This is a genomic window from Luteimonas sp. TWI596 (assembly GCF_039674105.1).
GTDB lineage: Bacteria > Pseudomonadota > Gammaproteobacteria > Xanthomonadales > Xanthomonadaceae > Luteimonas.
Genome location: NZ_JBDJMU010000014.1, coordinates 1 through 25370, shown reverse-complemented (window position 1 = coordinate 25370; position 25370 = coordinate 1). Strand labels below are relative to the sequence as shown.

General features: G+C 69.8%; 32 protein-coding genes and 1 tRNA gene. 23 read left to right on the top strand and 10 right to left on the bottom strand.

Features of this window, described 5'->3' with window-relative positions; all coding sequences use genetic code 11:
• Positions 1-52 precede the first annotated feature (52 nt).
• The 9 genes from ABE487_RS11845 to ABE487_RS11805 all read left to right on the top strand — a co-directional run bounded on the left by ABE487_RS11845 (position 53) and on the right by ABE487_RS11805 (position 7330).
• A complete protein-coding gene (locus ABE487_RS11845; RefSeq protein WP_346452677.1) occupies positions 53-811 on the top strand; it encodes a heme ABC transporter permease in 759 nt (252 codons plus the stop codon).
• Entirely contained in the window at positions 808-981 is a 174-nt protein-coding gene (gene ccmD, locus ABE487_RS11840; RefSeq protein WP_346444939.1) for a heme exporter protein CcmD, read from the top strand. The genes ABE487_RS11845 and ccmD overlap by 4 nt, the downstream gene beginning before the upstream one ends.
• Positions 978-1454: a cytochrome c maturation protein CcmE gene (gene ccmE / locus ABE487_RS11835; protein ID WP_346452676.1), complete on the top strand. Its 477-nt coding sequence runs from the start codon at positions 978-980 to the stop codon at positions 1452-1454. The genes ccmD and ccmE overlap by 4 nt, the downstream gene beginning before the upstream one ends.
• A gap of 36 nt (positions 1455-1490) precedes the next feature.
• Positions 1491-3425, top strand: coding sequence for a heme lyase CcmF/NrfE family subunit (locus ABE487_RS11830; protein ID WP_346444943.1), 1935 nt, complete (start codon positions 1491-1493; stop codon positions 3423-3425).
• A complete protein-coding gene (locus tag ABE487_RS11825) occupies positions 3422-3985 on the top strand; it encodes a DsbE family thiol:disulfide interchange protein (RefSeq protein ID WP_346444945.1) in 564 nt (187 codons plus the stop codon). Before ABE487_RS11830 ends, ABE487_RS11825 begins: the two co-directional genes overlap by 4 nt.
• Positions 3982-4425 carry a cytochrome c-type biogenesis protein gene (locus ABE487_RS11820; RefSeq protein ID WP_346444947.1) on the top strand — a complete coding sequence of 148 codons (444 nt, stop codon included), beginning with the start codon at positions 3982-3984 and terminating at the stop codon, positions 4423-4425. Before ABE487_RS11825 ends, ABE487_RS11820 begins: the two co-directional genes overlap by 4 nt.
• Positions 4425-5447, top strand: a complete 1023-nt coding sequence (locus ABE487_RS11815) for a tetratricopeptide repeat protein (RefSeq protein WP_346449040.1) — start codon at positions 4425-4427, stop codon at positions 5445-5447. The genes ABE487_RS11820 and ABE487_RS11815 overlap by 1 nt, the downstream gene beginning before the upstream one ends.
• 102 nt (positions 5448-5549) lie before the next feature.
• The gene (locus ABE487_RS11810; protein ID WP_346452675.1) at positions 5550-6671 is read left to right on the top strand and encodes a homoserine O-acetyltransferase; all 1122 of its coding nucleotides are present in this window, start codon (positions 5550-5552) and stop codon (positions 6669-6671) included.
• A 50-nt stretch (positions 6672-6721) separates the two neighbouring features.
• A complete protein-coding gene (locus ABE487_RS11805) occupies positions 6722-7330 on the top strand; it encodes a cysteine dioxygenase family protein (RefSeq protein WP_346444953.1) in 609 nt (202 codons plus the stop codon).
• Positions 7331-7369: 39 nt separating this feature from the next.
• Here the strand turns inward: ABE487_RS11805 and ABE487_RS11800 are convergent, their stop codons facing one another.
• On the bottom strand, positions 7370-7873 hold the full coding sequence (locus ABE487_RS11800; RefSeq protein ID WP_346444955.1) for a hypothetical protein: 504 nt from the start codon (positions 7871-7873) through the stop codon (positions 7370-7372).
• A gap of 120 nt (positions 7874-7993) precedes the next feature.
• Here ABE487_RS11800 and ABE487_RS11795 point away from each other — a divergent pair.
• Positions 7994-8079, top strand: a tRNA-Leu gene (locus ABE487_RS11795).
• Between the two features lie 104 nt (positions 8080-8183).
• On the top strand, positions 8184-8954 hold the full coding sequence (locus ABE487_RS11790) for an NRDE family protein (protein ID WP_346452674.1): 771 nt from the start codon (positions 8184-8186) through the stop codon (positions 8952-8954).
• Positions 8955-8970: 16 nt separating this feature from the next.
• Here ABE487_RS11790 and ABE487_RS11785 read toward each other — a convergent pair whose 3' ends face one another.
• The 5 genes from ABE487_RS11785 to ABE487_RS11765 all read right to left on the bottom strand — a co-directional run bounded on the left by ABE487_RS11785 (position 8971) and on the right by ABE487_RS11765 (position 12651).
• Entirely contained in the window at positions 8971-9435 is a 465-nt protein-coding gene (locus tag ABE487_RS11785; protein WP_346452673.1) for a hypothetical protein, read from the bottom strand.
• 4 nt (positions 9436-9439) lie between these two features.
• The gene (locus ABE487_RS11780) at positions 9440-9643 is read right to left on the bottom strand and encodes a PspC domain-containing protein (protein ID WP_346444960.1); all 204 of its coding nucleotides are present in this window, start codon (positions 9641-9643) and stop codon (positions 9440-9442) included.
• A 46-nt stretch (positions 9644-9689) separates the two neighbouring features.
• Positions 9690-10757 (bottom strand): class III poly(R)-hydroxyalkanoic acid synthase subunit PhaC, encoded by a 1068-nt coding sequence (gene phaC, locus ABE487_RS11775; protein WP_346452672.1) that lies wholly within the window; start codon positions 10755-10757, stop codon positions 9690-9692.
• 1 nt (position 10758) lies between these two features.
• Entirely contained in the window at positions 10759-11937 is a 1179-nt protein-coding gene (locus ABE487_RS11770; RefSeq protein ID WP_346452671.1) for a poly(R)-hydroxyalkanoic acid synthase subunit PhaE, read from the bottom strand.
• Positions 11938-12030: 93 nt separating this feature from the next.
• The gene (locus ABE487_RS11765; RefSeq protein ID WP_346452670.1) at positions 12031-12651 is read right to left on the bottom strand and encodes a CDP-alcohol phosphatidyltransferase family protein; all 621 of its coding nucleotides are present in this window, start codon (positions 12649-12651) and stop codon (positions 12031-12033) included.
• Positions 12652-12772: 121 nt separating this feature from the next.
• On the opposite strand from ABE487_RS11765, the gene ABE487_RS11760 reads away from it, so the two are divergent.
• From ABE487_RS11760 to ABE487_RS11735, 6 genes are read left to right on the top strand one after another with little or no spacing between them, the layout of a single operon-like run.
• The gene (locus ABE487_RS11760; RefSeq protein WP_346452669.1) at positions 12773-13624 is read left to right on the top strand and encodes an SPFH domain-containing protein; all 852 of its coding nucleotides are present in this window, start codon (positions 12773-12775) and stop codon (positions 13622-13624) included.
• Positions 13624-13962, top strand: a complete 339-nt coding sequence (locus ABE487_RS11755) for a hypothetical protein (protein ID WP_346452668.1) — start codon at positions 13624-13626, stop codon at positions 13960-13962. The genes ABE487_RS11760 and ABE487_RS11755 overlap by 1 nt, the downstream gene beginning before the upstream one ends.
• Positions 13959-14156, top strand: coding sequence for an Arc family DNA binding domain-containing protein (locus tag ABE487_RS11750; protein ID WP_346452667.1), 198 nt, complete (start codon positions 13959-13961; stop codon positions 14154-14156). Before ABE487_RS11755 ends, ABE487_RS11750 begins: the two co-directional genes overlap by 4 nt.
• On the top strand, positions 14149-14325 hold the full coding sequence (locus ABE487_RS11745) for a DUF4177 domain-containing protein (RefSeq protein ID WP_346444973.1): 177 nt from the start codon (positions 14149-14151) through the stop codon (positions 14323-14325). Before ABE487_RS11750 ends, ABE487_RS11745 begins: the two co-directional genes overlap by 8 nt.
• Positions 14322-15143, top strand: coding sequence for a CPBP family intramembrane glutamic endopeptidase (locus tag ABE487_RS11740; RefSeq protein WP_346452666.1), 822 nt, complete (start codon positions 14322-14324; stop codon positions 15141-15143). The genes ABE487_RS11745 and ABE487_RS11740 overlap by 4 nt, the downstream gene beginning before the upstream one ends.
• 56 nt (positions 15144-15199) lie before the next feature.
• Positions 15200-15994, top strand: a complete 795-nt coding sequence (locus ABE487_RS11735) for a M15 family metallopeptidase (protein ID WP_346444976.1) — start codon at positions 15200-15202, stop codon at positions 15992-15994.
• A gap of 25 nt (positions 15995-16019) precedes the next feature.
• Here ABE487_RS11735 and ABE487_RS11730 read toward each other — a convergent pair whose 3' ends face one another.
• The 4 genes from ABE487_RS11730 to ABE487_RS11715 form a co-directional block, all read right to left on the bottom strand.
• On the bottom strand, positions 16020-16388 hold the full coding sequence (locus ABE487_RS11730) for a DUF423 domain-containing protein (protein ID WP_346444978.1): 369 nt from the start codon (positions 16386-16388) through the stop codon (positions 16020-16022).
• A gap of 115 nt (positions 16389-16503) precedes the next feature.
• Positions 16504-17670: an SRPBCC family protein gene (locus tag ABE487_RS11725; protein WP_346444980.1), complete on the bottom strand. Its 1167-nt coding sequence runs from the start codon at positions 17668-17670 to the stop codon at positions 16504-16506.
• Positions 17671-17914: 244 nt separating this feature from the next.
• A complete protein-coding gene (locus ABE487_RS11720; protein WP_337246030.1) occupies positions 17915-18556 on the bottom strand; it encodes a response regulator transcription factor in 642 nt (213 codons plus the stop codon).
• A gap of 23 nt (positions 18557-18579) precedes the next feature.
• A complete protein-coding gene (locus ABE487_RS11715; protein ID WP_346444982.1) occupies positions 18580-19794 on the bottom strand; it encodes a histidine kinase in 1215 nt (404 codons plus the stop codon).
• 179 nt (positions 19795-19973) lie between these two features.
• Between ABE487_RS11715 and ABE487_RS11710 the strand changes: the two genes are divergently transcribed.
• The 6 genes from ABE487_RS11710 to ABE487_RS11685 all read left to right on the top strand — a co-directional run bounded on the left by ABE487_RS11710 (position 19974) and on the right by ABE487_RS11685 (position 25111).
• On the top strand, positions 19974-20561 hold the full coding sequence (locus tag ABE487_RS11710) for a GNAT family N-acetyltransferase (RefSeq protein WP_346444984.1): 588 nt from the start codon (positions 19974-19976) through the stop codon (positions 20559-20561).
• Positions 20561-21352, top strand: coding sequence for a septum site-determining protein MinC (minC, locus tag ABE487_RS11705; RefSeq protein ID WP_346452665.1), 792 nt, complete (start codon positions 20561-20563; stop codon positions 21350-21352). Before ABE487_RS11710 ends, minC begins: the two co-directional genes overlap by 1 nt.
• Positions 21353-21378: 26 nt before the next feature.
• A complete protein-coding gene (minD, locus tag ABE487_RS11700) occupies positions 21379-22188 on the top strand; it encodes a septum site-determining protein MinD (RefSeq protein ID WP_346444987.1) in 810 nt (269 codons plus the stop codon).
• Positions 22189-22190: 2 nt separating this feature from the next.
• Positions 22191-22454 carry a cell division topological specificity factor MinE gene (gene minE / locus ABE487_RS11695; RefSeq protein WP_346444989.1) on the top strand — a complete coding sequence of 88 codons (264 nt, stop codon included), beginning with the start codon at positions 22191-22193 and terminating at the stop codon, positions 22452-22454.
• Positions 22455-22460: 6 nt separating this feature from the next.
• A complete protein-coding gene (locus ABE487_RS11690; protein WP_346452664.1) occupies positions 22461-22988 on the top strand; it encodes a hypothetical protein in 528 nt (175 codons plus the stop codon).
• Between the two features lie 110 nt (positions 22989-23098).
• A complete protein-coding gene (locus ABE487_RS11685; RefSeq protein ID WP_346452663.1) occupies positions 23099-25111 on the top strand; it encodes a M2 family metallopeptidase in 2013 nt (670 codons plus the stop codon).
• Positions 25112-25370 lie beyond the last annotated feature (259 nt).

The following is a 25370-nucleotide window of genomic DNA, read 5'->3' as shown; positions in this document are numbered from 1 at the left end:
ATGCCGCGCCGCACGATTCCGCCAGCCCGTCCACGCCAGCACGCCCGCCCGCATGAATCCCATCATCCTCTGGTTCCATCAGCTCGGCTCGCCGCCGACATTCGACCGCTTCGCGCGGCGCTGGGCGCCGTGGGCCTACGGGCTGGGGCTGCTGACGATGGCCGTCGGCCTGTACGGTGCGCTGTTCCAGGTCCCGGCCGACTACCAGCAGGGCGACAGTTTCCGGATCCTCTACATCCATGTGCCGAGCGCCTGGATGAGTCTGGCGGTGTTCGCGCTGATGGCGCTCTACGGCGCGATCGCGCTGGTCTGGCGGATCAAGCTGTGCGAGATCCTGGCGATGGCCTGCGCGCCGATCGGCGCAGCCTTCACTGTGATCACGCTGGTCACCGGGTCGATCTGGGGCAAGCCGATGTGGGGCACCTGGTGGGACTGGGACCCGCGCCTGACCACCCAGCTGATCCTGCTGTTCCTCTACCTCGGGGTGATCGGCCTGTACCAGTCGATCGAGGACCGCCGCACGGCGGCGCGCGCGGCATCGCTGCTGGCGATCGTCGGGGTCGCGTTGCTGCCGATCATCCGCTACTCGGTGGTGTGGTGGGACTCGCTGCACCAGGGACAGACGATCCGCGTATTCGGTCAGTCGAGCATGGACGCGAGCATGATCGGCCCGCTGCTGTGGATGATCGTGGCGACCAAGTTCTGGTTCGTCGGGTCGCTGCTGGCGCGCGCACGCGCCGACAACCTGCGCCGCGAGGCGGGCAAGGACTGGGTGCGGCGGATGGCCGGCGCACCGGGAGAACGCGCATGAGCTATCTGGAATACGTCATCGCCGCCTATGCGGTGTTCGCAGCCGTGCTGGTGTGGGACTTCGTCGCCCCGCGGATCCGCATCGCGCAAACGCTGCGTGCGGTGCGCACCCTCGAGGCCCGCCGCCGGGCCTCCGTCGTTCCCGCCCCCGATACGGAGCTGACCCGATGAACCCCATCCGCAAACGCCGCCTGGGCTTCGTCGTCGCGCTCACCGCCGCCGGTGCGCTGTCGGCCACGCTGATCGCCTTCGCGCTGCAGCGCAACGTCTCCTATCTCTACACCCCGGCCGAGGTGCTGGGCGGCGCCGCAGGGCCGGCGGTCGCCTCGGGCGAGGCGCGCTTCCGCCTCGGCGGGATGGTCGCCGACGGCTCGTTCGCGCGTGAGAGCGGATCGATGGAGGCGCATTTCCGCGTCACCGATGGCGATGCAGAACTGCCGGTCAGCTACACCGGCATCCTGCCCGACCTGTTCCGCGAGAACCAGGCGGTGGTCGCGACCGGGCGCATGGCCGACGGCGTGTTCGTCGCCGAGCAGGTGCTGGCCAAGCACGACGAGACCTACGTGCCCAAGGAGGTCGCCGACAAGATGGGCCTGGCCCACGACAAGCACGGGGTCGCGACGCCGGCCGAGGGCGCGCAATGACGGCTTGGGTCTGCGGGCCGCGCCCGGAGCGCACCGATGCTGCCTGAACTCGGTCAGATCACTCTGCTGCTGGCGCTGGTCGCCTCACTGCTGCAGACCCTGTTGCCGCTGCTCGGCGCACGTCGCGGCATCGCGCCGTGGATGGCGACGGCGCGACCGGCCGCCTACGCGCAGGCGATCCTGCTGCTCGCCGCCTGGGGGCTGCTCACCGTCGCCTTCATGGTGCAGGACTTCTCGGTGCGCTACGTGGCCGAGAACTCCAACCTGCTGCTGCCGATGATTTATCGGATCACGGCGGTCTGGGGCGGTCACGAAGGCTCGCTGCTGCTGTGGGTGTTCCTGCTGGCGTGCTGGAACGGCGCCGTGGCCTGGGGCTCGCGCGAGGTGCCCGACCTGGTGCTGGCCCGCGTGCTCGGCGTGATGGGCGCGATCTGCTTCGGCTTCCTGGCGTTTCTGATCTTCACCAGCAATCCCTTCGATCGCATCCTGCCGATGCCGCTCGACGGCCGCGATCTCAACCCGCTGCTGCAGGACCCGGGGATGATCGTGCACCCGCCGATGCTCTATATCGGCTACTCGGGCTTCATGGTGCCGTTCGCGTTCGCGATCGCCGCGCTGCTCGACGGCCGCATCGATGCGCGCTGGCTGCGCTGGACGCGGCCCTGGACCAACGTGGCCTGGGCCTTCCTGACCATCGGCATCGCGCTCGGCTCCTGGTGGGCGTATGCCGAGCTGGGCTGGGGCGGCTGGTGGTTCTGGGATCCGGTCGAGAACGCGAGCTTCATGCCCTGGCTGGCCGGCGCGGCGCTGCTTCATTCGCAGGCGGTGACCGAGAAGCGCGGCAGCTTCCACGGCTGGACGCTGTTGCTGGCGATCGCCACGTTCTCGCTGTCGCTGCTGGGCGCGTTCCTGGTGCGCTCGGGCGTGCTGACCAGCGTGCACAGTTTCGCCGCCGATCCGGCGCGCGGCCTGTTCATCCTGGTGTTCCTGGGGATCGTCGTCGGCGGCTCGCTGCTGCTCTATGCGCTGCGCGCACCCGATGGCCGCGGCGGCAAGCCGTTCACCGCGACCTCGCGCGAGACGCTGCTGCTGGCCAACAACCTGCTGCTGGTGGCCGCGTGCGCGATGGTGCTGCTGGGCACGCTGTATCCGCTGCTGGCCGATGCGCTGGACCTGGGCAAGATCTCGGTCGGTCCGCCGTACTTCTCGCTGCTGTTCCTGGTGCTGATGGCGCCACTGGTGCTGCTGCTGCCGTTCGGGCCGCTGACCCGCTGGCAGAACGATGCCGCCAGCCGGCCGCTGCGGATGCTCGCGCCGTGGGCAGTGCTCGCACTGGTGCTGGGCGCGGTCGGCTTCTATCTCGCTCCGCAGGGCCCGTGGAAGGTTGCGATGGGCATCGCCGGCGCGGTGTGGGTCGCCGCCGGCACGCTGCGCTTCGTCTGGGTGCGGCTGCGCACCGGCTCCAGGCGCTTCACGCCCGAGATGACCGGCATGCTGCTCGGCCACCTGGGCATCGCGGTGTTCCTGGTCGGCGCACTGCTGGTCGAGGCGCTCAACGTCCAGCGCGAAGTCGCACTGGCGCCCGGGCAGACGCTGGAGATGGGGCGCGATGCGTTCGTGCTCGATGGCGTCGAGCACCATGAGGGGCCGAACTACATCTCCGACCGCGGCACCGTGCGCATGCTGCGCGACGACCGCCTGATCGCCACGCTGCATCCGGAGAAACGCGCCTACGTCAGCGGCGGCCAGGTGATGACCGAAAGCGCGATCCGCGCGGGCGTGACTCGCGACGTCTACGTCGCGCTCGGCGAGCCGCTCGGTGGCGATGCCTGGGCATTGCGTGTGCACGTCAAGCCGTTCGTGCGCTGGATCTGGGCCGGCGCGTTCCTGATGGCGCTGGGGGCATTCGTCGTCGCCGGCGATCGCCGTTTCCGCCGCCCGCCATCGCCGCGCAGGGAGCCGTCCGCATGACCACGTCCCCGACCCGCCGCTCCCACGGCCGCTGGTTGCCGCTGGCGGTCTTCGCCGCGATCGCCGTGCTGCTCGCCGCAGGCGTCTGGCTCAGCCGCAATCCCAACCGCGACGCCCTCCCCTCGCCGCTGATCGGAAAGCCCGCGCCGGACTTTCGCCTGCCGGTGCTGCACGAACCGGGCCGAATGGTGACCGCGGCCGAACTGCGCGGCGAACCCTACCTGCTCAACGTCTGGGGCAGTTGGTGCCCGGGCTGCCGCGAGGAACATCCGGTCATCAGCGAGTTCGCCAAGACCAAGCGGGTGCGCGTCATCGGCTACAACTGGAAGGACGAGCACAGCGATGCGCTGCGCTGGCTGGAGCAGTTCGGCAATCCGTACTGGCTGGTGCTGGTGGACTACGAGGGGCACGCGGCGATCGACTGGGGCATCTATGGCGCACCGGAGACCTTCCTGGTCGATGGCGACGGCACCATCGTCTGGAAATACGTCGGCCCGATGACCCCTGAGGTGCTGCGCACGCAACTGCTGCCGCAGGTCGAACGGCTGGAGGCGCCATGATCCGTGCGCTGCTGCTCGCGCTGGCACTGTGCCTGGCCTGGCCGCCCGCGGCCCGCGCGCAGGCCGCCGTCGATCCGGCGCCGCTGACATTCGAGAACCCCGCCGAGGAAAAGCGCTTCCGCAGCCTGATCCTCGAGCTGCGCTGCGTGATGTGCCAGAACCAGTCGCTGGCCGATTCCAATGCCCAGATCGCCCACGACCTGCGCCGCGAAGTGCTCACGCTGATGCGTCGCGGGCAAAGCGATACGCAGATCCGCGAGCATCTGGTCGCACGTTACGGCGAGTTCGTGCTCTATCGCCCGCGCGTCGGGCCGGCGACCTGGCTGCTGTGGTTCGGCCCGCTGGTGGTGCTCGGTGCCGGTGGCGTGGTGATCTGGCGGATCGTGGCCGCGCGTCGCCGCGAGCCACTGTCGCCGATCGATGACTCCCAGGAGTGGTAATGGCCGTTTTCGTTGCGATCGCGATCTGCATCACGCTGGCGACCGTCGCCATGCTGGTCCACGCCCTGCGCGCCGGGGCGCCACGCGTGGCGCTGGCGGTGGCCGTGCTGGTGCCGGTGCTGGTCGGCGGCCTGTACACGATCGTCGGCACCCCCGCCGCGCTCGATCCGCAATCGCTGCGCGCGCCCGGTTCGCTGGAAGAGGCGATCACCCGGCTGCAGGCCGACCTGGAACGCGACCCGCGCCAGCCCGAAGGTTGGCTGCTGCTGGGCCGCAGCTATGCGGCGATGCAAGAGCCGGGCAAGGCGCGCGACGCGATCGAGCGTGCGGCCAAGCTGCTGCCCGACGACGATGCGCTGCAGGTCGAGTACGCACGGGCGCGCGCCGAGGCGCATCCACAGCGCCGCTTCGATCAGACCGCCGTCGAGATCCTGCGCACGGTGCTCGCACGCAATCCCGAACAGCAGCACGCGCGCTGGTTCCTGGGCATCGCCCAGCGCCAGGCTGGCGACGATGCGGCTGCGGTCGCGACCTGGGAGCCGCTGCTGGCCCAGCTCGACGGCGAGACCGCCGCGACGCTGCGCGAGCAGATCGCTGCCGCACGCGAGGCTGCGGGCATGCCCGCGTCGACCGCCCCGGCCACCGAGGCGACGGCCGCGGTCCCGGCGCGCGCACTGCACGTGCGCGTGCGCATCGCGGGCGACCCTGCGGCCCTGGCCGCGCGACTGCCGCCCGAGGCCAGTGTGTTCGTGATGGCCCGCCAGCCCGGCGGCCCGCCGATGCCGGTGGCCGCGCAGCGCCACCGCCTGTCCGCGCTGCCGCTGGACATCGTGCTCGACGACGGCGACAGCCCGATGCCGACCCAGCCGCTGTCGGCGCTCGACGAGGTCGAGGTCGTCGCCCGGATTGCGGCCCGCGGCATCGCCGAGCGCAGCGCCGACGACCTGGAATCGGCGCCGGTGCGCGTGAGCCTGCCCACCACGGACACGATCGAGCTGGTGATCGAAGCCCCCCGCCCCTAGCGGCGAGGGGCGCGGCTGGCGATGGCTTTTCGCCGGTCGAACCGCGATCATGCAACGCCACGCGCCACCGGCACGCCATCGCGCCTCCGGGCGCCAGATCCGATGACCGAATTCATCCCGCCGGGCAGCCGCTTCGTCGCGCTGCCCTCGCCGTTCCCGATGAAACGCGGCGGCATGCTGCACGGCGCACGCGTCGCCTATGAGACCTGGGGCCGGCTCGACCCCGCCGCCGGCAATGCGATCCTGATCGTCACCGGCCTGTCGCCCGACGCCCATGCCGCCGCGCACAGCGACGACCCGTCGCCGGGCTGGTGGGAGGCGATGGTCGGCCCGGGCCGTCCGATCGACACCGATCGCTGGTTCGTGGTCTGCGTCAACTCGCTGGGCAGCTGCAAGGGCTCCACCGGGCCGGCCTCGGCCGATCCGGCCACCGGCGCGCCGTATCGCCTGGCGTTTCCCGAACTGGCGATCGAAGACGTCGCCGACGCCGCCGCGCACGTCGTGCGGGCGTTGGGCATCGCGCAACTGGCCTGCGTGATCGGCAACTCGATGGGCGGCATGACCGCGCTGTCGCTGCTGGCGCGCCACCCTGGCCTGGCACGCACGCACGTCAACATCTGCGGCGCGGCGCGCGCGCTGCCGTTCTCGATCGCGATCCGCTCCCTGCAGCGCGAGGCGATCCGGCTCGACCCGATGTGGAACGGCGGCGACTACAGTGATGCGGCCTACCCCGAGAGCGGCATGCGCATGGCGCGCAAACTCGGCGTCATCACCTATCGCTCGGCGCTCGAATGGGACGGCCGCTTCGGGCGCGTGCGCCTGGAGTCGGACCGCCGCGACGACGAGGATCCATTCGGCCTGGAGTTCGAGGTCGAAAGCTATCTCGAAGGCCATGCACGGCGCTTCGTACGCCGCTTCGATCCCAACTGCTATCTCTACCTGAGCCGGTCGATGGACTGGTTCGACATCGGCGATCACTGCGGCGGTGATACCGATGCGGGCCTGGCGGCGCTGCGGGTCGAGCGCGCGCTGAGCATCGGCGTGCACACCGACATCCTGTTCCCGTTGCAGCAACAGCGCCAGATCGCCGACGGCCTGCGCGCCGGCGGTGTCGATGCGCAGTTCCTGCCGCTCGCGTCGCCGCAGGGCCATGACGCGTTCCTGGTCGACATCGCTCGCTTCGGGCCGGCGCTGCGCGGCTTCCTCGATGCGCTCGCGCCCTGAGTGCAGGGCCGCGACACGGCGCACCGATCGCAGCGGCTAGACTGGACCGCATGCCCGAGACCACCTCGCCACTGCCCGACATCCGTTATCCCGGCCGCGATCGGCTGATCGCCGCTGTCGATGCCGCACTCGTCCACGACGACGCGCATACCGTCACCGCGGCGCTGCGCGAGACGATGCAGGCGTTGATCCGCGATCCTGCGGTGCGCCTGCCGCCGTGCGTGCATGCGCCGGTCGACGGCCACTACGCGCGCCGCGAGCTCTACCGCAGCCCGCAGCACGGCTACAGCATCGTCGCGATGACCTGGGCCCCCGGCCAAGGCACGCCGCTGCACGATCACGACGAACTGTGGTGCGTGGAAGGGGTGTGGCACGGCGCGCTCGAGATCGTGCAGTACGAACATCTCGCCCAGGACGGCGCGCGCCACCGCTTCCGGCCGGCGAGCACCGTGCAGGCGCAGACCGGCAGCGCCGGCAGCCTGATCCCGCCGCACGAGTACCACATCATCCGCAACGTCGACCCCGCGCTGGTCGCGGTTTCGCTGCACATCTATCAGGCGCCTATCCTGCGCTGCGCACTGTTCGATCCGCAGGATGGGGACTGGTACCTGCGCCGCGAGACGCTCATGCAGACCGACGCCTTCGACCCAGGCGACTAGCTGCACGCGCAGATCGCGGCGCAGCGTCTGCAAACACGGCTAGTCGAGCAGGCGCTCGACCTCAACGCGCAAGGTCTGGCCACCGTCGTCGAGCCAGGCCCGGCCCTGCACGACGATCCCGTCTCCCTGATGCGCCCGGTCGACCAGGCCATCTTCGATCGGCCCGCCCGAGGCCGCATCGAAGCGCACCTGCTGCGGCAACCGCGAGACCGGTTGGGGCACATCGGGGCGCAACGCCGCAGGCTGTCCCTCGACGTCGGACACCATGTAGCCGTTGGGACAGGGCGCACGCACGCAGCGGATGTTGCTCAGGTGCACGCGGAAGACGCCCTGCGCCAGACGCAGCTGTCCGGATGGCTGCACCGGCACCCGCAACACTGCAGGATCGAGCACCCGTTCGCCGACGGGCTCGGCGGCGCCCACGTGCCGGCCGGATGGGCTTGCGCATGCGGCCAGCGCCAGGAGCAGCATGCCGACCGGCACGCCTACGAGCCGTCGCCCCAAGCGGTCTGCGCGCCCGCGTCCACGTTGACTGCCCGCCATGCCCGTCTCCTGCTGCCACCGGCACGCGCCGGCCCGCGGAGCATGCCAGGCGGGATGTTCGGATGGCGCGAATGCGTTGTCCGCTCCACCGCCGGACGATCCGCTATACTCGCCCTCCGCGCCGGAGTGGCGGAATGGTAGACGCAGTGGACTCAAAATCCACCGCCTTTAAAAGCGTGCGGGTTCGAGTCCCGCCTCCGGTACCAGCAGGCCGCATCCCGATCGGCCTGGACGCAATCTTGGCGTCATTTCAGCAGGGCAGCCCAGCCAGTGCGCACGGCGCCGCCCCGCATTCGACTAGCATCGGCGCATGTGCCTGATCGCCGTCGCCTGGAACACCCGCCCCGACCTGCCGCTGGCGCTGATCGCCAATCGCGACGAGGCGCATGCGCGTCCGACCGCGGCGGCCGGCGCCGACCCCGAGGCGCCGCATGTGTTCGGCGGCCGCGACCTGCGGTCGGGCGGCAGTTGGCTGCAGGCCTCGTCGCGCCGCCGGTTGGCGGCGGTGACCAATGTCCGCGCCGGCGTGGCGCCGGAGACCGCGCCATTGTCGCGCGGCTGGCTGGTGCGCGACTTCGTCCGCGGCGACGCGTCGGCCGAACGCTTCGCCCATGCCTTGGCCGACAATGCTGCAGGCTACGGGCGCTTCAACCTGCTGCTGTGGGACGGCGACGCGCTGTGGTTCGCCAGCAACCATCCCCGCTTCGCGGTCGCCGAGGTTGCACCGGGATTGCACGCGATGTCCAACGGCGCATTCGATGCGCCCTGGCCCAAGAGCAACGCGGCCACACGCACTTTGCACGACTGGCTGGCCGCGTCGCCTGACGCTTCAGGGTCTCTGGCGCCGCTGTTCGCCGGCCTGCGCGACGTGCGCCCCGCCGACGATGCGCAACTGCCCGATACCGGCGTCGGCCTCGCGCTGGAACGGCGCCTGTCGCCGCCCTTCATCGAGGATCCGGTCTACGGCACGCGCAGCAGCACCGTGGTCCTGGCCGGCACCGACGACATCATGTTCGCCGAACGGCGCTTCGCTGCGGACGGGGTGCCGGCGGGTGAAACCTGCGTGCAGCTCGGGCGCTGAATCGGGACGCGTCCAGTCACGGCGTCGGCCACGGCCACCAGCCGTGCCCGGTCAGCGCATAGCGGTCGGCGGCACGTTCGAAGCGGTTGCGCACGCTGACGCCGCCGCACAGCAGGTACAACGGCAAGAACAGCGGACCGAGCACCATGTACTGGTAGACATGGGCGCGCTCGTGGTCGCTCAGGCGGATCGGCGCCTCCACGCACAGTGCGGCGCGGTGCGCGTACGTGTAGCAGGCGCAGTCGAGCGAGTCGCCGGTATGCAGGATCGTGTTGCCGAACGTGATCGCCCCGCCCGGCCCCCAGGGCCAGCGGTCGAACACCAACGCCCAGTCGTCGCCGCGCCATCGGGCGCGCGCGCCGAACGGCAGGCCGGCCAGCCCGCCGAGCAGGCCGATGGCGGTGTTGGGCAAGGTCCACACCGCCCCCAAGGCCGGCAACAGCGCACGCAATGGGGCCGGCAGGCGTTGCCCACGCTGCATCGCCTCAGGTCTCGCCTTCGGGCATCAGCAGCCACAGCAACAGGTAGACCAGCACGCCAGGAAACGCTGCCGAGAGCACCGACACCACGACATAGAGCGCGCGCACCAGCGTGGAATTCCAGTCGAACCGACGCGCCACCCCGCCCAGCACGCCGGCCAGGACACGGTCGCTGCGGGAACGGCTCAAGCTTGGGGCGGGGCTGGACATCGATCGGCTCCTGACGGACGGGGAAGACAGCGGTTAGGCGGCGCGATCAGTTGCGCTGTGCGAGCCAGTCGCAGATGGCCGCGGGCACCTGCGCCTGCGCCCGTCCGGACACGTAGATGCCGATATGCCCGCCGCGGAACGAGAACTCGGTGTAGTCGTCGGTGCCGACCAGACCGCGCATTGCGCGCGATGCGTCGGGCGGCACCATGTGGTCCTGCTCGGCGTAGATGTTGAGCACCGGCATCGTGACCCGCGCCAGCTCCACCGCGCGCTCGCCGATCACCAGGCTGCCGGCGACGAAGCCGTTGTCCTGGTAGAACTGGCGCACAAACTGGCGGAACGCCTCGCCGGCCTGGTCGGGCGAATCGAAGATCCACTTTTCCATCCGCAGGAAATCCTCGACCCCCTTCGGGTCGTTGAGGATGTCGATCAGCCCCACGTACTTGTGCACCAGCAGCCGCCACGGCTTCATCATCAGGTAGCAGGCATTCATCATGTCCGCCGGGACGTTGCCCAGCGTCTCGACGAACAGGTCGACATCCAGATCCCGCGCCCAATGCGCGAGCATGTTGTCGTCGGTGTGGAAGTCCACCGGCGTGACCATCGTGATCAGATTACGCACGCGCTCGGGATGCAGCGCCGCATAGCTGAGCGCGAACGTCCCCCCCTGGCAGATGCCGAGCAGGTCGATCGCAGGCAGACCGAAGCGGCGGCGCAGATGATCCACAGCGCCGCCCAGAAAGCGCTCGATGTAATCCTCCAGCGTGAGGAACCGGTCCGAGCGATCGGCATAGCCCCAGTCCAGCACGTAGACGTCCTGCCCGCGCGCCAGCAAGCCGGCCACGATCGAGCGGTCGGGCTGCAGGTCGATCATGTACGGCCGGTTGACCAGCGCATAGGCGACCAGCAGCGGCGTACGCGAGGTCGGCGCCTGCGCGCCGATGAAGCGGTACAGCACGACCTTGCCGTCGCGCCAGACCTCCTCGCGGGGCGTGGCGCCATAGTCCACGTCACCGACATCGCGCAGCGTCGCCAGGCCGGCCAGGAGCTTGCGCTGGACCTGCAGGGCCTCTTCGGCAATGCGTTCGGGCGTGATGCGCACCGGTCCCGCCATGTCAGCGCTTCCGGGTCCGCGGCTTGGCGGACGTCAGCGGTGCGGGCGCCTGCGGGATCGTCGCCGACAAGTGCTTGGCCTTGGCCGCACGCTTGGCGGGCGCACGCTTTGCGCCCTGGCGCTGCGCCGCGGCGGTCTTCCTCGCAGCCTGCCGCGGCGCGGTCTTGGCGGCCGCCTTCTTCGGCGCGCGGCTTGGCCGTGCAGGCTTCTCGGGCTCCTGCCTGGACGCGGCTGACGGCGCGGTGCGCGCCGCCTCGACGTCATCGAGGCGATCGCGCATCCGGCGCACGGTCCGCTCCAGATCGGCGATCTTGCGGTGCGCGCCGTCGAGTTCGCTGCGCGTCGGCAGGTCGAGCAACCGACAGGCCTGCTCGACCTCGCGCTGCAGCGCCTGGCGCAGGCGCATCTGCCCGGCGACCATCTGCGCATAGGCGCTGCGGAACCCCGGCGACAATGCGACTTCGGCGTAGGCCTCTTCGGCGGCCTCGACCCACAGATCGAACAAAGCCCGCGGCGACTCGATCGTCACCGCGTCTGCATCGAGGTTGGACAGTCGGCGCTCGAAGCGTGCGAACGCGGCCTGCGAGGCCTGCAACAGCAGGCCCTGGTAGGCCTGCTGCGTCTTGGGATACTCGGCGAACGCGTGGAGCAGCGCCTGCCAGCGCAACTGGTGCTCGCGCAATGGCCCCAACGCGGGCCAGGGCCCGTCAGCGGACCCATCGCCGCGCAGGGCATCGACCAGCGGCTGCAGCGCCCGCAGCCAGCCATCCCAGCCCTCGACGCCGGTGCCGCCCAGCCCACCGAACATCTGTGCGAACGGATTGGCCGCATCGCCGCCCAGCGCGTCGCGCCAGGTGCGTGCCACGGTCTCGGGCGACGGCTGCTGGCCGGCGAACCCCTCGGCCACGCGCTGCATCCGCGTCCACCAGTCGCCTGCCTGCCGGTTGAAGCGCTGCAACACGTCCTCGATGCCGGCCTTGCCGCTCGGCGACGACGGCATCCAGGCCTCGAACATCGCCTGCCAGGGCGCGGTCGGCCGGGCGGCCGCGTCGTTCGGAAGGCCGGGCGCAGCGCCGGGCATCGTGCGTTGCAATGCGGCCTGCCAGGCATCCCAGTAGCGGCGCGCGAGCCGCTCGAGTTCCTCGCCCGGCGCTGCCGGGTCCCACGCACTGTTGGCCATCGTTCGCTCCCGCCGCGATGGCCCGATCATAGCAACAGCCGCGGCGCGCCCGGCGCCCTCGCACGCCCCATCTCGAGCCGCCACGAAGCTGCCCTAAGGCTTGGGAATGCGCAGCGTCTTGCTGATCATCAGCGACCCCGACAGCGCGAACATCAGCACCAGCGGGTGCAGCGACCAGGGGCCGAGCCGAACGTCGCCCAGCCACAGCGCATCGCCGATCCGGCCCTGCGATGCGGCGATCGCGAGCACCACGACCAGCAGCAGGCTGCTGGGGATCGGCGTGCCCTCGAAGAACTTCACTTTGTCGCCGCCATCGGCCAGGGTCTCAGCGGTGACGTTGTAACGGGCCAGCCGGCTGACGCCGCAGCCGACGAAGAAACTGAGCACGATCCAGTCCCAGCCGCCCTGCATGCCGCAGGCATAGGCCAGCGCCGCCGGCGCCAGGCCGAACGAGATCACGTCGGCCAGCGAATCGAGCTCGCGCCCCAGCGTGGAGGCGATCTTGCGCCAGCGCGCGATGCGGCCGTCGAGCGCATCGAACACGAACGCCAATGGAATCAGCGCCATCCCGATCATCAGATCGCGCACGCCGCCGTCCTGGAGGAACCGCATCGCCGCAAACACCGCGCCGGTACCGCAGAACGCGTTGGCCAGCGTGAACCAGTCGGCCAGATGGAAGTCGCGCAGCATCGAGAAATGACGAGGGCGGTGCATCGGGGCTCCAGGGCTGGGGGGCATCCGCATCGTGCCGCGGCGGCAGGCAGGCGCATGTGAGCGCCGCTTGACAGAATGATATCGCATCGATATCACTTGGCGAACTCTTGGGAGATGCCGCATGAAAGAGAATCCGATCCGCTCCTTCCCCGGCATCCCGGTGGTGGGCCTGCAACTGGTCGCGATCGCCGCCTGCGCCTGGATGATGCTCAACACCGGCGGCGCCCTACCCGTGCTTGCGGTGGTGGCCGCGCTACTGATCGCGTTCTGCGCGCTCGGCCTGTACATGGTCGAGCCCAACCAGGCCGCCGTGCTGAGCCTGTTCGGCCGCTATGTCGGCACCGCCAAGGACAACGGGCTGCGCTGGAACAACCCGTTCCTGACCAAGAAGAAGGTGTCCTTGCGCGTGCGCAACTTCGAGAGCGGTCGGCTGAAGGTCAACGAGCTCGACGGCAGCCCGATCGAGATCGCGGCGGTGATCGTCTGGCGCGTGGTCGACTCGGCCGAAGCGGTGTTCAACGTCGACAACTACGAGAGCTTCGTGCACATCCAGTCCGAAGCCGCGTTGCGCGCGATGGCCACCAGCTATCCCTACGACCAGCACGAGGACGGGCAGATCTCGCTGCGCAGCCACCCGGTCGAGATCTCCGACCGGCTCAAGGAACATCTCGACGAGCGCCTGGCGGCGGCAGGCGTGGAGGTGCTCGAAGCGCGGATCAGCCACCTGGCCTACGCGCCGGAGATCGCCCACGCGATGCTGCAGCGCCAGCAGGCCAACGCGGTGATCGCGGCGCGCACGCGGATCGTCGCCGGCGCGGTGGGCATGGTCGAAATGGCGCTGTCGGAGCTGCAGAAGAGCGGCGTGGTCCAACTCGACGAGGAGCGGCGCGCGGCAATGGTCAGCAACCTGCTGGTCGTGCTGTGCGCCGACCGCGGCACCCAGCCGGTGGTCAACGCCGGCTCGCTGTACTGATGGCGGCCCATCATGTCGTCGCGCTGGTGTTCGCGGTCTTCGCGCTGCCGGCGTTCGTGTTCGCGCGCTGGCTCGGCGACGGCCGTCTGCCGCTGGCCGGCCACAGCCGCATGACGGTCCGCGACAAGGCGTTGCTCGACAGCCGGCTGGCGCGCCTGATGCGCATGGTCGGCGTGGCCACGCTGGCCACCGCGGCCGGTATCGCACTGTGGGGCGACGACGACCGCCGATTGTCGATCCTGGCGGTGGTCATGGTGCTCGTGGTCAACGGGCTGGCGATCGCCTTCGTCTACACCGTTGCCCACAGCAAGCGGCGCGCGCGTGGCGGGCGCGGGTGAGCGCCCGCAAGGCCTATCCGCTGCGGATCGATGCCACGGTGCTGGCCGCAGTGCAGCGCTGGGCCGATGATGAACTGCGCAGCGTGAACGCGCAGATCGAATACGTATTGCGCGACGCGCTGCGCCGGTCCGGCCGGCTGCCGGCCCCCGGGCAGCCCGATCGCACCCCATCCAAGGGAGATTCGCATGAGTGAGCGCTGGCAGTACAAAGTGCAGGAGATCAAGCCGGGCATGTTCGGCCTCAAGACCGAGACGGTCGAAGCCGAACTGCAGGCGCTCGGCCAGCAGGGCTGGGAGCTGGTCGATGTCGTGCAAGCTGCACCGTGGCAACCGATGATGTTGTTCCTGAAGCGCCGGACGTGAGCGCCGCCGCAGCGCCCCGCGTCCGTCAGGACCTGCGCGTGGCGGTCGCGCTTGCCGCGGCCGCGGCGCTGTCGACGGTCGCGGTGTTCCCGTACCTGATGCAGCTCGCCCCCGGGCAGATCGAGGCGTTGCCGGTGTCGCTGCCGGCACTGATCGCGATCCAGGCGATGCAGATGTTCGTGCTCGCGGCACTGTTGGCGTGGGCCGGATTGCGCATGGGGCATCGCGTCGGGCTGGGCGCACCGCTGCTGCAACGCTGGCTCAACCGCCATGGTCAGGCGCGACTGGCGCCGCTGCAGCCCTGGCGCGCCGCCGGCCTGGGCGCTGCCGCAGCGGTGGTCGTGCTGGCCTTGTCCGCCCTGCTCGACCCGCTGCTGCTGCCGCCGGCCAAGGTCGCGATGCAGGACATCGACGGCGCGCGCAGCGCGGCATACGGGCTGCTCGCCTCGTTCTACGGCGGCATCGTCGAGGAACTGCAACTGCGGCTGTTTCTGATGACCCTGCTGGCCTGGGCTGTCACCTGGCTGCTGCGACGCGGCCGCGGGTATGACGGCGGCTTGCCGCCCGCCGCAGCGTGGATCGCGATCCTGGGCGCGGCGCTGCTGTTCGGCGCCGGTCACCTGCCGGCGGCCGCCGCCGTCTGGGAGCTCGATGCCGGGGTGGTCGCGCGCACAGTGCTGCTCAACGCGCTCGCCGGCATCGCGTTCGGCTGGCTGTACTGGAAGCGCGGCCTGGAGATGGCGATCGTGGCGCACTTCACGGCCGATCTGGTGCTGCACGTGCTGATGCCGCTGCTGATGCCACACACGGTGCTGTGAACGCCACTGCCCGCGGGCGTCGTGCGTGGCCGGCGCCCGGCCGGTAAGCTGGGGCGATGCGTCGACCGCCCGCCGCCCTTCTGGTCAACACCCCGGACATCGAACTGTGGCCAGCCACCTTGCTGCGTGCGCGCGCCAATCGCGATGCCCGCGTGCTGGTGCGCGCGTCGTGGGTGCTGCGGCGCAAACGCGACGGCCGCTATCTGGCCGCGCTGCTGCCCGAAGGGCTGATGCCGCTGCTGCCCGAGTGGCGTCGCAGCCCCGGGCTCGATGCGGCACTTGGCCTGCTCGACACGTCCCCGTCCGCGATCCCGTCCACCCCGGCCGACACGCTGCCGGTCGCGCGGCTGCAGGGGCGGCTCGACGGCCTGGGCATCGAGGCGCAGGCCTACGCGGCCCGCACCGGCCTGTCGCTGGTGCCCGAGCCTGCCTGGCTGGCCTTCGCCGGCGTGGACCGCTACCGCCGGCCGCTGTGGCTCCAAGCCACGGCCGCTCGCGCCTGGGCGCGGATGCGCGAGGCCGCGCGAGGCGACGGCATCGTGCTGGAGGCAATTTCCGGCTACCGCAGCCACGACTACCAGCTTGGCATCTTCGAGCGCAAGCGCGCCCGCGGCCTCGACGTGGACACCATCCTCGAGGTCAACGCCGCCCCCGGCTACAGCGAGCACCATTCGGGCCGCGCGCTCGACATCGGCACGCCTGGCGAGCCCAGCGCGGAGACCTCGTTCGAGGCGACGCCGGCATTTGCCTGGCTGACGCACCATGCCGGTGACCACGGCTTTGCGATGAGCTACCCGCAGGGCAATCCCCACGGCATCGTCTACGAGCCGTGGCACTGGCGCCACGGCTGAGCCGCTCGAAGGCGGCGGCGCGGCCTCAGCGTCGCGGTGTGCGCAATGCCGAGATCGCGTAGAGCAGCCACCCGAACATCGTCAGCCCGCCGCCCCAGGGCGCGAACGCCGACGGGCCACCGAGCAGATGGCGCGAGACGACGGCACCTGCGAACAGCAAGGTGCCGCCCAGCAGCGCCAGCAAGGCCAGTTTCGCCATCGGATCGCACAGGCCCCGCGACAGCGCGGCCAGGGCGACGCCGTGACCGAACGCGAACACCGCGGCCGACTGCAGCGCCGCGCGCGCATCGCCTTCCATCCCGTGGCTGGCATAGGCCGCCAGTGCGACGGCCACCCCGGCCAGCAGTGCCCCAGCCGCGGCCAGGCCCGATGCATTTCCTTCGTATCTGCGCAAGACACTCCCCCCTGTCCTGGGGCACCGTGACGATGCCCGGTTTCCCAACGCAACACGCCGCATCCAATGGATGCGGCGTGCGCGTGATCCTGTGTCGCGGTACGAAGACCGCCGCTTACGGCTGCTGGCGCAAGGTCCAGAAGACTTCGAACTCGCCGTTCTCGGTGAACGCGGACTCGATACCGTTGCGGTAGGACTCGTACGGACGATCGGTGACTTCGTAGCCCTGGGTCAGCGCCCAGGCGCGCACGGCGTTGCGGACGTTGTCCAGCTCGGCCATGAAGCCCTTGTAGTTGGCCTTGGCGACGCGGCCGCGCGGCAGGTGCACGTACTTCACCGGGCCCAGCAGCTCGAGATCGGACAGCTCGGCGGCGTCGGTGGCCGGGGCCTCCGGTGCTGCGGCGACCTGTGCGTCAGCCTCGCCTTCGCCTTCACCCTCGGCGGCAGCGGCGGGCGCGGCCGGGCCGGTGCCCTTGGCGCGGACCGGCAGCGCGATGTCGAAGGTATAGGTCTCGCGGCCCAGTTCGGTGGTGATGATGCGCAGCGGGCCGGCGGCTTCCAGATCGTTGGCCGCGATCGTGCGGTTGATCCACTCCAGGTTGGCCTTCATCGAATCCTGGATGACCTGGTTGTTGCGCTCCACCGCGCCGGCGCTGACGACCAGCAGGTTCTCGGCCGGACGGTTGACCGCCGCCAGATCCGACAGCGAGCTGCCTTCGACCCGGTAATCGACGTTGGGCACGGCGGCCAGCAGGTTGCTCATCTGGCCCAGCCCCAGCTTCATGTCGTCGCCGACGTTGCGGCTGACGTACAGGCCGGCAAAGCGACCGAGCAGATCCCAGCCGTAATCGACGTTGTAGGTCTGGGTGATCTCGATGTTGCGGTTGTTGCGGCCGGTGGGCTTCAACGTGAAGGTCATCTTCTTGTTGTCGCCGCGCTGCGGGTTCTCGACCGCGTAGACCACGCGCTTGTCGGCGTCGGACTCGGTGATCTCCCAGTGGCCCTGGCCGATGCGCTTGTCCTTGGAGGTGTAGTCGACGCGGGCGCCGACGCCGGCATCCGGGCCGGAGAGCTTGAGCTGGACGGCGGGGTCGTAACGCGGGATCGGCGACCAGTCCTTGAAGCGACGGACGCTATTGATCGTGTCGAACACGATCGACTGCCGACGGTTGGTCTCGACAGATTCGGTCAACGTGCGGCTGGACGGGAGCAGCACGGCCACCACCAGGAACAGCACGGCAACGATGACGCAAGAGATCAGCAGTTCGAGCAGACGGGTCATTCAGGGTTCTCCAGGACCAATTCCGGCCTGAGGCGGCACAGACCGGCAATCGTAGCAAGATTGTATTGCCGCGGGCGAGCGATGTTGCGAGTGAATCGACGGTCGTAAGCGCGGCTTCGCGCCGGGCTCAGCAGCTGCCATGCGCGGCGCGGCAGGCAGCGCACGACACCGGTGTCGTCCAGGCGCCGCCGGGCCGGCGTTTGACGCCCCACGCCGCCGCCGGCGTGATGGCCCCCGCCTCCGCTCAGACCAGTTGCAGCTCGAAGGCCTTGAGCACGGCCCGGGTGCGGTCGCGCACGCCCAGCTTGGACAGAATGTTGGACACGTGATTCTTGATCGTGCCCTCGGCCACGCCCAGCGAGTTGGCGATCTCCTTGTTGGAGAAGCCGCCGGCCATCAGCCGCAGGATCTCGGTCTCCCGGTCGGTCAGCGGATCGGGCCGGTCGAGGCTGACGAACTCGTTGCGCATCTGCTCCAGGCCGGTCAGCAGGCGCTGGGTCACGGCCGGCTGCACCAGCGAACCGCCGTCGGCGACCGTGCGGATCGCACCGACCAGTTGCTCGAGCGACACGTCCTTGAGCAGGTAGCCCTTGGCGCCGGCCTTCAGGCCGGCCAGTACCAGTTGGTCGTCATCGAAGGTGGTCAGGATGATCGTCGGCGGCAGCGCGTCGGCGCGCGCCAGCGACTGCAGCGCCTCGAGTCCGGACATCGCCGGCATGCGCATGTCCATCAGCACCACGTCGGGTTTGAGGCCGGGGATCAGGTCGACCGCCTGGCGGCCATCGGCGGCCTCGCCGACGACCTCGATGCCGCCGTCGAGCGCGAGCAGCGAGCGGATGCCCTGGCGGACTAGGGTCTGGTCGTCGACCAGGCAGACTCGGATCATGGGGCCTCCCAACGGATGCGGGCTCACGGCGGCGGGGCCGCAGCCGTGCGGGGTGCAGCATCGCGCAGGCGGGCGTCGTCCGCCAGCGGCAATTCCAGGTGCAGCACGAAGCCGCTGCCCGGCGCGGTCTCGACCTGCAGGGCGCCGCCATAGGCGGCCAGCCGCTCGCGCATGCCGGTCAGGCCGTTGCCGGCGCGGGCGACGTCGGCGCCGCGGCCGTCGTCGCGGGCATCGAGCCGGATCGCGCCGGCGTCCTGCACGTAGCGCAGGCGCAGCAGACTGGCGCCCGAATGGCGCACGGCATTGGTGATGATCTCCTGGGTGCAGCGCAGCAGCACGTGCGCGCGCTCAGGATCGTCGACCAGGAACTGTTGCGGCATCTGCATGTCGATCCGCAGGCTCGGCACGTTCTCGGCCAGCGGCAGCAGCGTGGCGCGCATGTCGATGGCATCGTCGTCGCGCAGTTGGCTGACCGCCTCGCGCACGTCGCTGAGCAGTAGCTTGGCCAGCGTCTGCGCCTGGCCGACGTGTTCCTGCGCCTGGCCGCTGGCCAGATGGCTGGCAATCTCCAGGTTCAGGCTCAGCGCCGTCAGGTGGTGGCCCAGCAGATCGTGCAGCTCGCGCGAGATGCGTGTGCGCTCGTTGACGCGCACACTCTCGGCGAGCAGCGCACGGGTCGCGCGCAGCTCGGCGTTGAGCCGGCGCTGCTCCTCCCGGGCCTGCGCCTGTTGCCGCGCGACCAGGCCGGTCACGAACGCAAAGCCGGTGAAGCCCACGTACAGCGCGGCCTGCAGCACCGCCTCGGCCCAGGTGAAGTCGAAGCCGCGCACATAGACCGGCACGATCACGAACTCGCAGGCCACCAGCAGCGCCACCCCGACCCACAGCGGCAACAGCCACGGCAGCACGCAGGCGACGACCATCAGCAGGATGCTGCCCAGGCCACTCTGGCTGTAGTAGCTGATCGCGATCGCACTGCCGGCCAGCACCAGCACCAGCAGCCGATCGAAGACGCCGATGCGGCGCTCGCCCAGGCCGCGCGTGAGCCAGGCGTAGCTGGTGCCAAAGACCGCCCAGGCCAGCCAGGAGCGCCAACTGTCGAGCCAGAGCCGCGACCCGCCCTCGACCAGTTGGTCGGCCGGCGCCAGCGACAGCATCAGCAACGGCAGGCCGATCACCGCCCAGGTGAACAGGCCGGCGACGCGCAGCAGGCGGTTGTGGTTCAGGGCACGGATCATGCGCCATGGTAGGCGCGCACCGGACCTCGCGCAGAGGGCCTGAAGTCATGCCGGCGCCCGTGCCATGCCTCGCCCGCGCGCAGCGGGCATGCAATAATCCGCCCTTGCGACGCATTGCGGCCAAAATTGCCGCCTGCGGTCGATTCGTGTGTCTGTCGTCGTCTCACATGGAGTCTGGAATGTCGATCGTCGTCCGCGACGTGCATGCGCACGAGCTGGATTCCATCCTCGAACTCAACAATGCCGCTGGCCCGTCGATCCTGCCGCTGGATGCCGCCCGCCTCCGCCGTCTGCACGACACCGCCGAGTACTTCCGCGTCGCCGAGCGCGACGAGGCCATGGTGGGCTTTTTGATCGGCTTCGGCTCGGGCAGCGGCCACGACAGCAGCAACTACGCCTGGTTCGGCGCGCACTATCCCGAATTCTTCTACATCGACCGCATCGTGGTCGCCAGCCGTCGCCGCGGCGGCGGCGTCGGGCGGGCGTTCTATGCCGACGTGCAGAGCTACGCCGAGGTCCGCTACCCGCTGTTGACCTGCGAGGTGTTCGTCGAGCACGACAACGATCCGGTCCGTCTGTTCCACGGCGGTTTCGGCTTCCGCGAGGTCGGCCAGCACGTCATGCCCGGCACCGATCTGCGCGCCTCGATGCTGGTCAAGGACATGTGCAGCTACCCGTGGGTGCGCGACACCTACGGTGGCCGGCTGCCCGACACCGCCTGGCTCAGGCCCAGGCAGTTACCCGCCCGCGCAGGGGCGGCAGCCTGATGGCCGGCCAGCCCGCGCCCGCGCCGGCAGCCGATTTCGAACCGGCCGGCGAACTGAAGATCGGCCAGGTCGGCATCGCCAACCTGCGCATCCGCACGCTCGACGTCGCCCGGCTGGGCGAGGAGATGCGCAGCCGCGTGACCCGCGCGCCCAAGCTGTTCGAGCGGGCGGCGGTGATCCTCGACTTCGGCGGCCTGCCCGCGACCCCGGACCCGGCGACCGCACAGGCACTGATCGACGCGCTGCGCGAGGCCGGCGCGCTGCCGGTCGCACTGGCCTGGGGCAGCAGCGACAACGCCCTGCTCGCGCAGGCGCTCGGCCTGCCGCTGCTGTCGAAGTTCCGCGCCCAGTACGAGAACGCGGACGCAGCTGCCGTGCCCGCCCCGGCGCCTGCGCGCGCAGCGCCCGCCCCTGCGGCGCCGGCGCCGGCGCCTGCGCCTGCACCGCCCCAGGCGGCCGCCGAACCGGGCCTGATGCAGACCTCGGCGGTGCGCTCGGGCCAGCAGGTCTACGCCCGCAACCGCGACCTGACGGTGATGTCGCAGGTCGGTGCCGGCGCCGAGGTCATCGCCGACGGTTCGATCCACATCTACGGCCCGCTGCGCGGTCGCGCACTGGCCGGCGCCCAGGGCAACCGCAATGCCCGCATCTTCTGCCGCAGCTTCCATGCCGAACTGGTGGCCGTGGCGGGGCAGTACAAGGTGCTGGAAGATATCCCACGAGAACTCCACGGCAAGGCCGTCCAGGTCTGGCTGGAGCATGAAGAACTGAAGATCGCCGCACTCGAGTGACGGCGGCACACCCCAGGAGACGTGTTTTGGCTGAAATCATCGTAGTCACATCGGGCAAGGGCGGGGTCGGCAAGACCACCACCAGCGCCAGCATCGCCAGCGGCCTGGCCCGGCAGGGCAAGCGCACCGCGGTCGTCGACTTCGACGTCGGCCTGCGCAATCTCGACCTGATCATGGGCTGCGAGCGCCGCGTGGTGTACGACCTGGTCAACGTCGTCCAGGGCGAGGCCTCGCTCAAGCAGGCGATGATCAAGGACAAGCGTTTCGACAACCTCTATGTGCTCGCCGCCTCGCAGACCCGCGACAAGGACGCGCTGACCAAGGAGGGCGTGGAACGGGTGCTCAAGGAGCTCGCCGACGACGGCTTCGACTTCGTGATCTGCGACTCGCCGGCCGGCATCGAGAAAGGCGCCTTCCTCGCGATGTACTTCGCTGACCGCGCGATCGTGGTGGTCAACCCCGAGGTCTCCTCGGTGCGCGACTCCGATCGCGTCATCGGCCTGCTCCAGTCCAAGACCCGGCGCGCCGAGTCGGGCGAGCGCGTGCAGGAACACCTGCTGCTGACCCGCTACAGCCCGGTCCGGGTGGAAAGCGGCGAGATGCTGTCGATCGCCGACGTCGAAGAGGTGCTGGGGCTCAAGACCATCGGGGTGATCCCCGAATCGGGCGACGTGCTCAACGCGTCCAACAAGGGCGAGCCGGTGATCCTCGACGCCCAGTCGATTGCCGGCCAGGCCTACGACGACGCGGTCGCGCGACTGCTCGGCCAGGAGCGCCCGCTGCGCTTCACCACCACGGAGAAGAAGGGCTTCTTCAGCAAGCTGTTCGGAGGTTGATGATGGCCTTGTTCGATTTCCTCAAGCCCAAGAAGAACACTGCGACGATCGCCAAGGATCGCCTGCGGATCATCGTCGCCCAGGAGCGGACCAACCGCGACGCCCCCGACTATCTGCCACTGCTGCAGCGCGAATTGCTCGAGGTGATCCGCAAGTACGTCAGCATCGACGTCGAGGCGGTCAAGGTGGACCTGGTCAAGGACGGCGACAACGACGTGCTCGACATCTCGGTCGCCCTGCCCGACGAGCGCATCACGCCGGCCTGAGCCGACATGCCCTCGCCCTCAGTCGGCTCGGCGACGTCCACTGCGGCGCCGCACGCCGCCGCCGCGCCCGTGCTGCGTCTGGCCAACATCGGCTTCGAGGCCCCGACCGCCCTGTTGCGGGGCCATGGGCTGCGGCTGCATCGCATCGCCCCGGGGCTGCCGATTCCCGGCAGCTACTGGGGCGAGAGCGAGGCGGGCATCATCGGCTGCGACGTGCATGCGCGCGACGACACGCCGGTGCACTCGTTGTTGCACGAGGCCTGCCACTTGATCGTGCTGCCGTCCGAGCGCCGCGCGACGGTGCATACCGACGCCACCGATTCGGTCGAGGAGGAGGATGCGGCCTGCTATCTGCAGATCCTGCTCGCCCAGGCGCTGCCCGGCGTCGGCAGCGCACGCTTGATGGCCGATATGGACGCGTGGGGTTACACCTTCCGGCTGGGCTCGGCCCAGGCCTGGTTCGAGCGCGACGCCGAGGATGCGCGCGCGTGGCTGGCCGCACGCGGCCTGTTACCGGCGCCCGTTTCGGGCTGAATAGGCCTGCGGCTACGCCGCCACACCGCGTTGCCGGCCGTGCCGCCTGACTTGCGGCCCCGCAACCGGCGCACTAGCCTCCCGGTTCCTTCTGTACACCGGATGCCGTCGTGACCCATCGCCATGCCCTGCTCGCCCTCGCGGTCGCGGTCGCGGTCGCCGCGAGCCTGACGCTCGCCGGCTGTAACCGCTCCCCCTCGCCCGAGGCCACGACGCCGGCTGCATCCACGGCGCCCGAGGGCGAGACGGCCGACCAGTTCATCGCACGCGTGAACGACGAGATGCGCACGCTGATGCCGGAACTGACCGCCTCACAATGGCTGTCGGCGACCTACATCAACGACGACAGCCAACTGCTGGCGGCCAAGTACAACGAGCGCTACCTCGCCCAGCTCAACAGCTGGATCGAGCAGTCGCGCAAGTTCGAAGGCCAGCAGATGTCGCCCGAGACCGCACGCGCCATCAACCTGCTCAAACTCGGCGCTTCGATGCCGCCGCCGCGCAATCCCGAACACCTTGCGGAGCTGACGAAGATCGCCTCGAAGATGGAAGGCACCTACGGCGCCGGCCAGTACTGCACCGGCGAAGGCGAGGCGCGCAGCTGCCGCCAGCTCGGCCAGCTCGAGGACGTGCTGCGCAACAGCCGCGACTACGATGCGCAGCTCGACGCCTGGCAGGGCTGGCACACGATCGCCCAGCCGATGCGCGGCGACTACACGCGCTTCGTCGAACTGGTCAACGAAGGCGCGCGCGACCTGGGCTTCGCCGATGCCGGCGAGGCCTGGCGCTCGGGTTACGACATGCCGCCGGCCGAACTGGCCGCCGAGACCGACCGCCTCTGGGGCCAGGTCAAGCCGCTGTACGAACAGCTGCACTGCTACGCGCGCGGCCGGCTGGAAGCCCGGTATCCGGGTCGCGGCACGGTCGACGGCGGCCTGCTGCCGGCACACCTGCTGGGCAACATGTGGCAACAGGACTGGGGCAACCTCTGGGACGTGCTGCAGCCCTACCCCGACGCCGGCGATCTCGACATCACCGGTGCGCTGGAGAAGAACTACCAGGCGCTGCTCAACGAGCGGATGGTCAAGGAGAACGCGCTGATCGATTCCGACCGCCGCGCCGACATCGCCCACGCCGCCCAGGTCGACAACGCCAAGCGCATGAACGAGCGCGCGCAGGACTTCTACGTCTCGCTCGGCATGCCCAAGCTGCCCGACAGCTACTGGGCCAAGACGCAGTTCATCAAGCCGCGCGACCGCGACGTGGTCTGCCATGCCAGCGCCTGGGACATGGGCGGCAAGATCGACGGCCAGCCGGACGTGCGCACCAAGATGTGCACCAAGCCGAACGAGGAAGACTTCACGACGATCTACCACGAGCTCGGTCACGTCTACTACTACCTCGCCTACAACGGCCGCCCGCCGCTGTTCCAGAGCGGTGCCCACGACGGCTTCCACGAAGCGATCGGCGACACGATCGTGCTGGCGATGACGCCCAAGTACCTGCAGTCGATCGGTCTGGTCGGCGAACAGCGGCAGTCGCAGGAATCGCTGGTCAACTCGCAGATGCGCATGGCGCTGGCGAAGGTGTCGTTCCTGCCGTTCGGGCTGATGATCGACCGTTGGCGCTGGGGCGTGTTCGACGGCTCGATCACGCCCGACAACTACAACGCCGCATGGTGGTCGCTCAAGGCGCAGTATCAGGGCGTGGCACCGGCGACGCCGCGCGGCGAGGACTTCTTCGATGCCGGCGCCAAGTACCACGTGCCGGGCAACACGCCCTACACGCGCTACTTCCTCTCGCACGTGCTGCAGTTCCAGTTCTACAAGGCGCTGTGCGATGCATCGGGGCACACCGGCCCGCTGTACGAGTGCAGCTTCTACGGCAACAAGGCGGCCGGCGAGAAGTTCTGGGCCATGCTCGAAAAGGGCAACAGCCAGCCCTGGCAGCAGACGCTCAAGGAACTGACCGGCGGCGAGACGATGGACGCAGCGCCCGTGCTCGAATACTTCGCGCCGCTGCAGACCTGGCTCGAGCAGCAGAACGAAGGCCGCAGCTGCGGCTGGAGCGCACCGGCGGCGTCGCAGCCCCCTGCTCCGGCCGCAACGCCTGCACGGAGCTGAGCGACCTGCGAAGTACCGCGGCCTGTCTGCGGGATGCGCGCTCCAGTTCGGACAGGCCAGCCCGCCGGCCAGTCGCCGCGCCTCCCTCAGTCGGGCCGCTTCGCGGTCCGGCCACAAGATCTCGGATCAGTCCCCGGCGACCAAAGGACCGGATCAAATCCGGGGTCAAAGTTCCAATTCGCGGGGCGGAAATGGACTCTGACCCCCGCATTTATACCAGCAACATCGGGTCGGTCGGCGGGCGCCGGGCACCCGCCAG

What these genes read in the sequence shown, in the direction of transcription:
- ABE487_RS11725 (WP_346444980.1), bottom strand. Translation starts at nt 17,670, where the DNA reads ATGACCCGTCTGCTCGAACTGCTGATCTCTTGCGTCATCGTTGCCGTG.
- ABE487_RS11690 (WP_346452664.1), top strand. Translation starts at nt 22,461, where the DNA reads ATGCCCTCGCCCTCAGTCGGCTCGGCGACGTCCACTGCGGCGCCGCAC.
- ABE487_RS11815 (WP_346449040.1), top strand. Translation starts at nt 4,425, where the DNA reads ATGGCCGTTTTCGTTGCGATCGCGATCTGCATCACGCTGGCGACCGTC.
- ABE487_RS11770 (WP_346452671.1), bottom strand. Translation starts at nt 11,937, where the DNA reads ATGGCCAACAGTGCGTGGGACCCGGCAGCGCCGGGCGAGGAACTCGAG.
- ABE487_RS11825 (WP_346444945.1), top strand. Translation starts at nt 3,422, where the DNA reads ATGACCACGTCCCCGACCCGCCGCTCCCACGGCCGCTGGTTGCCGCTG.
- ABE487_RS11800 (WP_346444955.1), bottom strand. Translation starts at nt 7,873, where the DNA reads ATGGCGGGCAGTCAACGTGGACGCGGGCGCGCAGACCGCTTGGGGCGA.
- ABE487_RS11765 (WP_346452670.1), bottom strand. Translation starts at nt 12,651, where the DNA reads ATGCACCGCCCTCGTCATTTCTCGATGCTGCGCGACTTCCATCTGGCC.
- minC (WP_346452665.1), top strand. Translation starts at nt 20,561, where the DNA reads ATGGCCGGCCAGCCCGCGCCCGCGCCGGCAGCCGATTTCGAACCGGCC.
- ABE487_RS11830 (WP_346444943.1), top strand. Translation starts at nt 1,491, where the DNA reads ATGCTGCCTGAACTCGGTCAGATCACTCTGCTGCTGGCGCTGGTCGCC.
- ABE487_RS11735 (WP_346444976.1), top strand. Translation starts at nt 15,200, where the DNA reads ATGCGTCGACCGCCCGCCGCCCTTCTGGTCAACACCCCGGACATCGAA.
- ABE487_RS11720 (WP_337246030.1), bottom strand. Translation starts at nt 18,556, where the DNA reads ATGATCCGAGTCTGCCTGGTCGACGACCAGACCCTAGTCCGCCAGGGC.
- ABE487_RS11845 (WP_346452677.1), top strand. Translation starts at nt 53, where the DNA reads ATGAATCCCATCATCCTCTGGTTCCATCAGCTCGGCTCGCCGCCGACA.
- ccmD (WP_346444939.1), top strand. Translation starts at nt 808, where the DNA reads ATGAGCTATCTGGAATACGTCATCGCCGCCTATGCGGTGTTCGCAGCC.
- phaC (WP_346452672.1), bottom strand. Translation starts at nt 10,757, where the DNA reads ATGGCGGGACCGGTGCGCATCACGCCCGAACGCATTGCCGAAGAGGCC.
- minE (WP_346444989.1), top strand. Translation starts at nt 22,191, where the DNA reads ATGGCCTTGTTCGATTTCCTCAAGCCCAAGAAGAACACTGCGACGATC.
- ABE487_RS11755 (WP_346452668.1), top strand. Translation starts at nt 13,624, where the DNA reads ATGGCGGCCCATCATGTCGTCGCGCTGGTGTTCGCGGTCTTCGCGCTG.
- ABE487_RS11760 (WP_346452669.1), top strand. Translation starts at nt 12,773, where the DNA reads ATGAAAGAGAATCCGATCCGCTCCTTCCCCGGCATCCCGGTGGTGGGC.
- ABE487_RS11810 (WP_346452675.1), top strand. Translation starts at nt 5,550, where the DNA reads ATGACCGAATTCATCCCGCCGGGCAGCCGCTTCGTCGCGCTGCCCTCG.
- ABE487_RS11785 (WP_346452673.1), bottom strand. Translation starts at nt 9,435, where the DNA reads ATGCAGCGTGGGCAACGCCTGCCGGCCCCATTGCGTGCGCTGTTGCCG.
- ABE487_RS11820 (WP_346444947.1), top strand. Translation starts at nt 3,982, where the DNA reads ATGATCCGTGCGCTGCTGCTCGCGCTGGCACTGTGCCTGGCCTGGCCG.
- ABE487_RS11790 (WP_346452674.1), top strand. Translation starts at nt 8,184, where the DNA reads ATGTGCCTGATCGCCGTCGCCTGGAACACCCGCCCCGACCTGCCGCTG.
- ABE487_RS11745 (WP_346444973.1), top strand. Translation starts at nt 14,149, where the DNA reads ATGAGTGAGCGCTGGCAGTACAAAGTGCAGGAGATCAAGCCGGGCATG.
- ABE487_RS11715 (WP_346444982.1), bottom strand. Translation starts at nt 19,794, where the DNA reads ATGATCCGTGCCCTGAACCACAACCGCCTGCTGCGCGTCGCCGGCCTG.
- ccmE (WP_346452676.1), top strand. Translation starts at nt 978, where the DNA reads ATGAACCCCATCCGCAAACGCCGCCTGGGCTTCGTCGTCGCGCTCACC.
- ABE487_RS11805 (WP_346444953.1), top strand. Translation starts at nt 6,722, where the DNA reads ATGCCCGAGACCACCTCGCCACTGCCCGACATCCGTTATCCCGGCCGC.
- ABE487_RS11780 (WP_346444960.1), bottom strand. Translation starts at nt 9,643, where the DNA reads ATGTCCAGCCCCGCCCCAAGCTTGAGCCGTTCCCGCAGCGACCGTGTC.
- ABE487_RS11710 (WP_346444984.1), top strand. Translation starts at nt 19,974, where the DNA reads ATGTCGATCGTCGTCCGCGACGTGCATGCGCACGAGCTGGATTCCATC.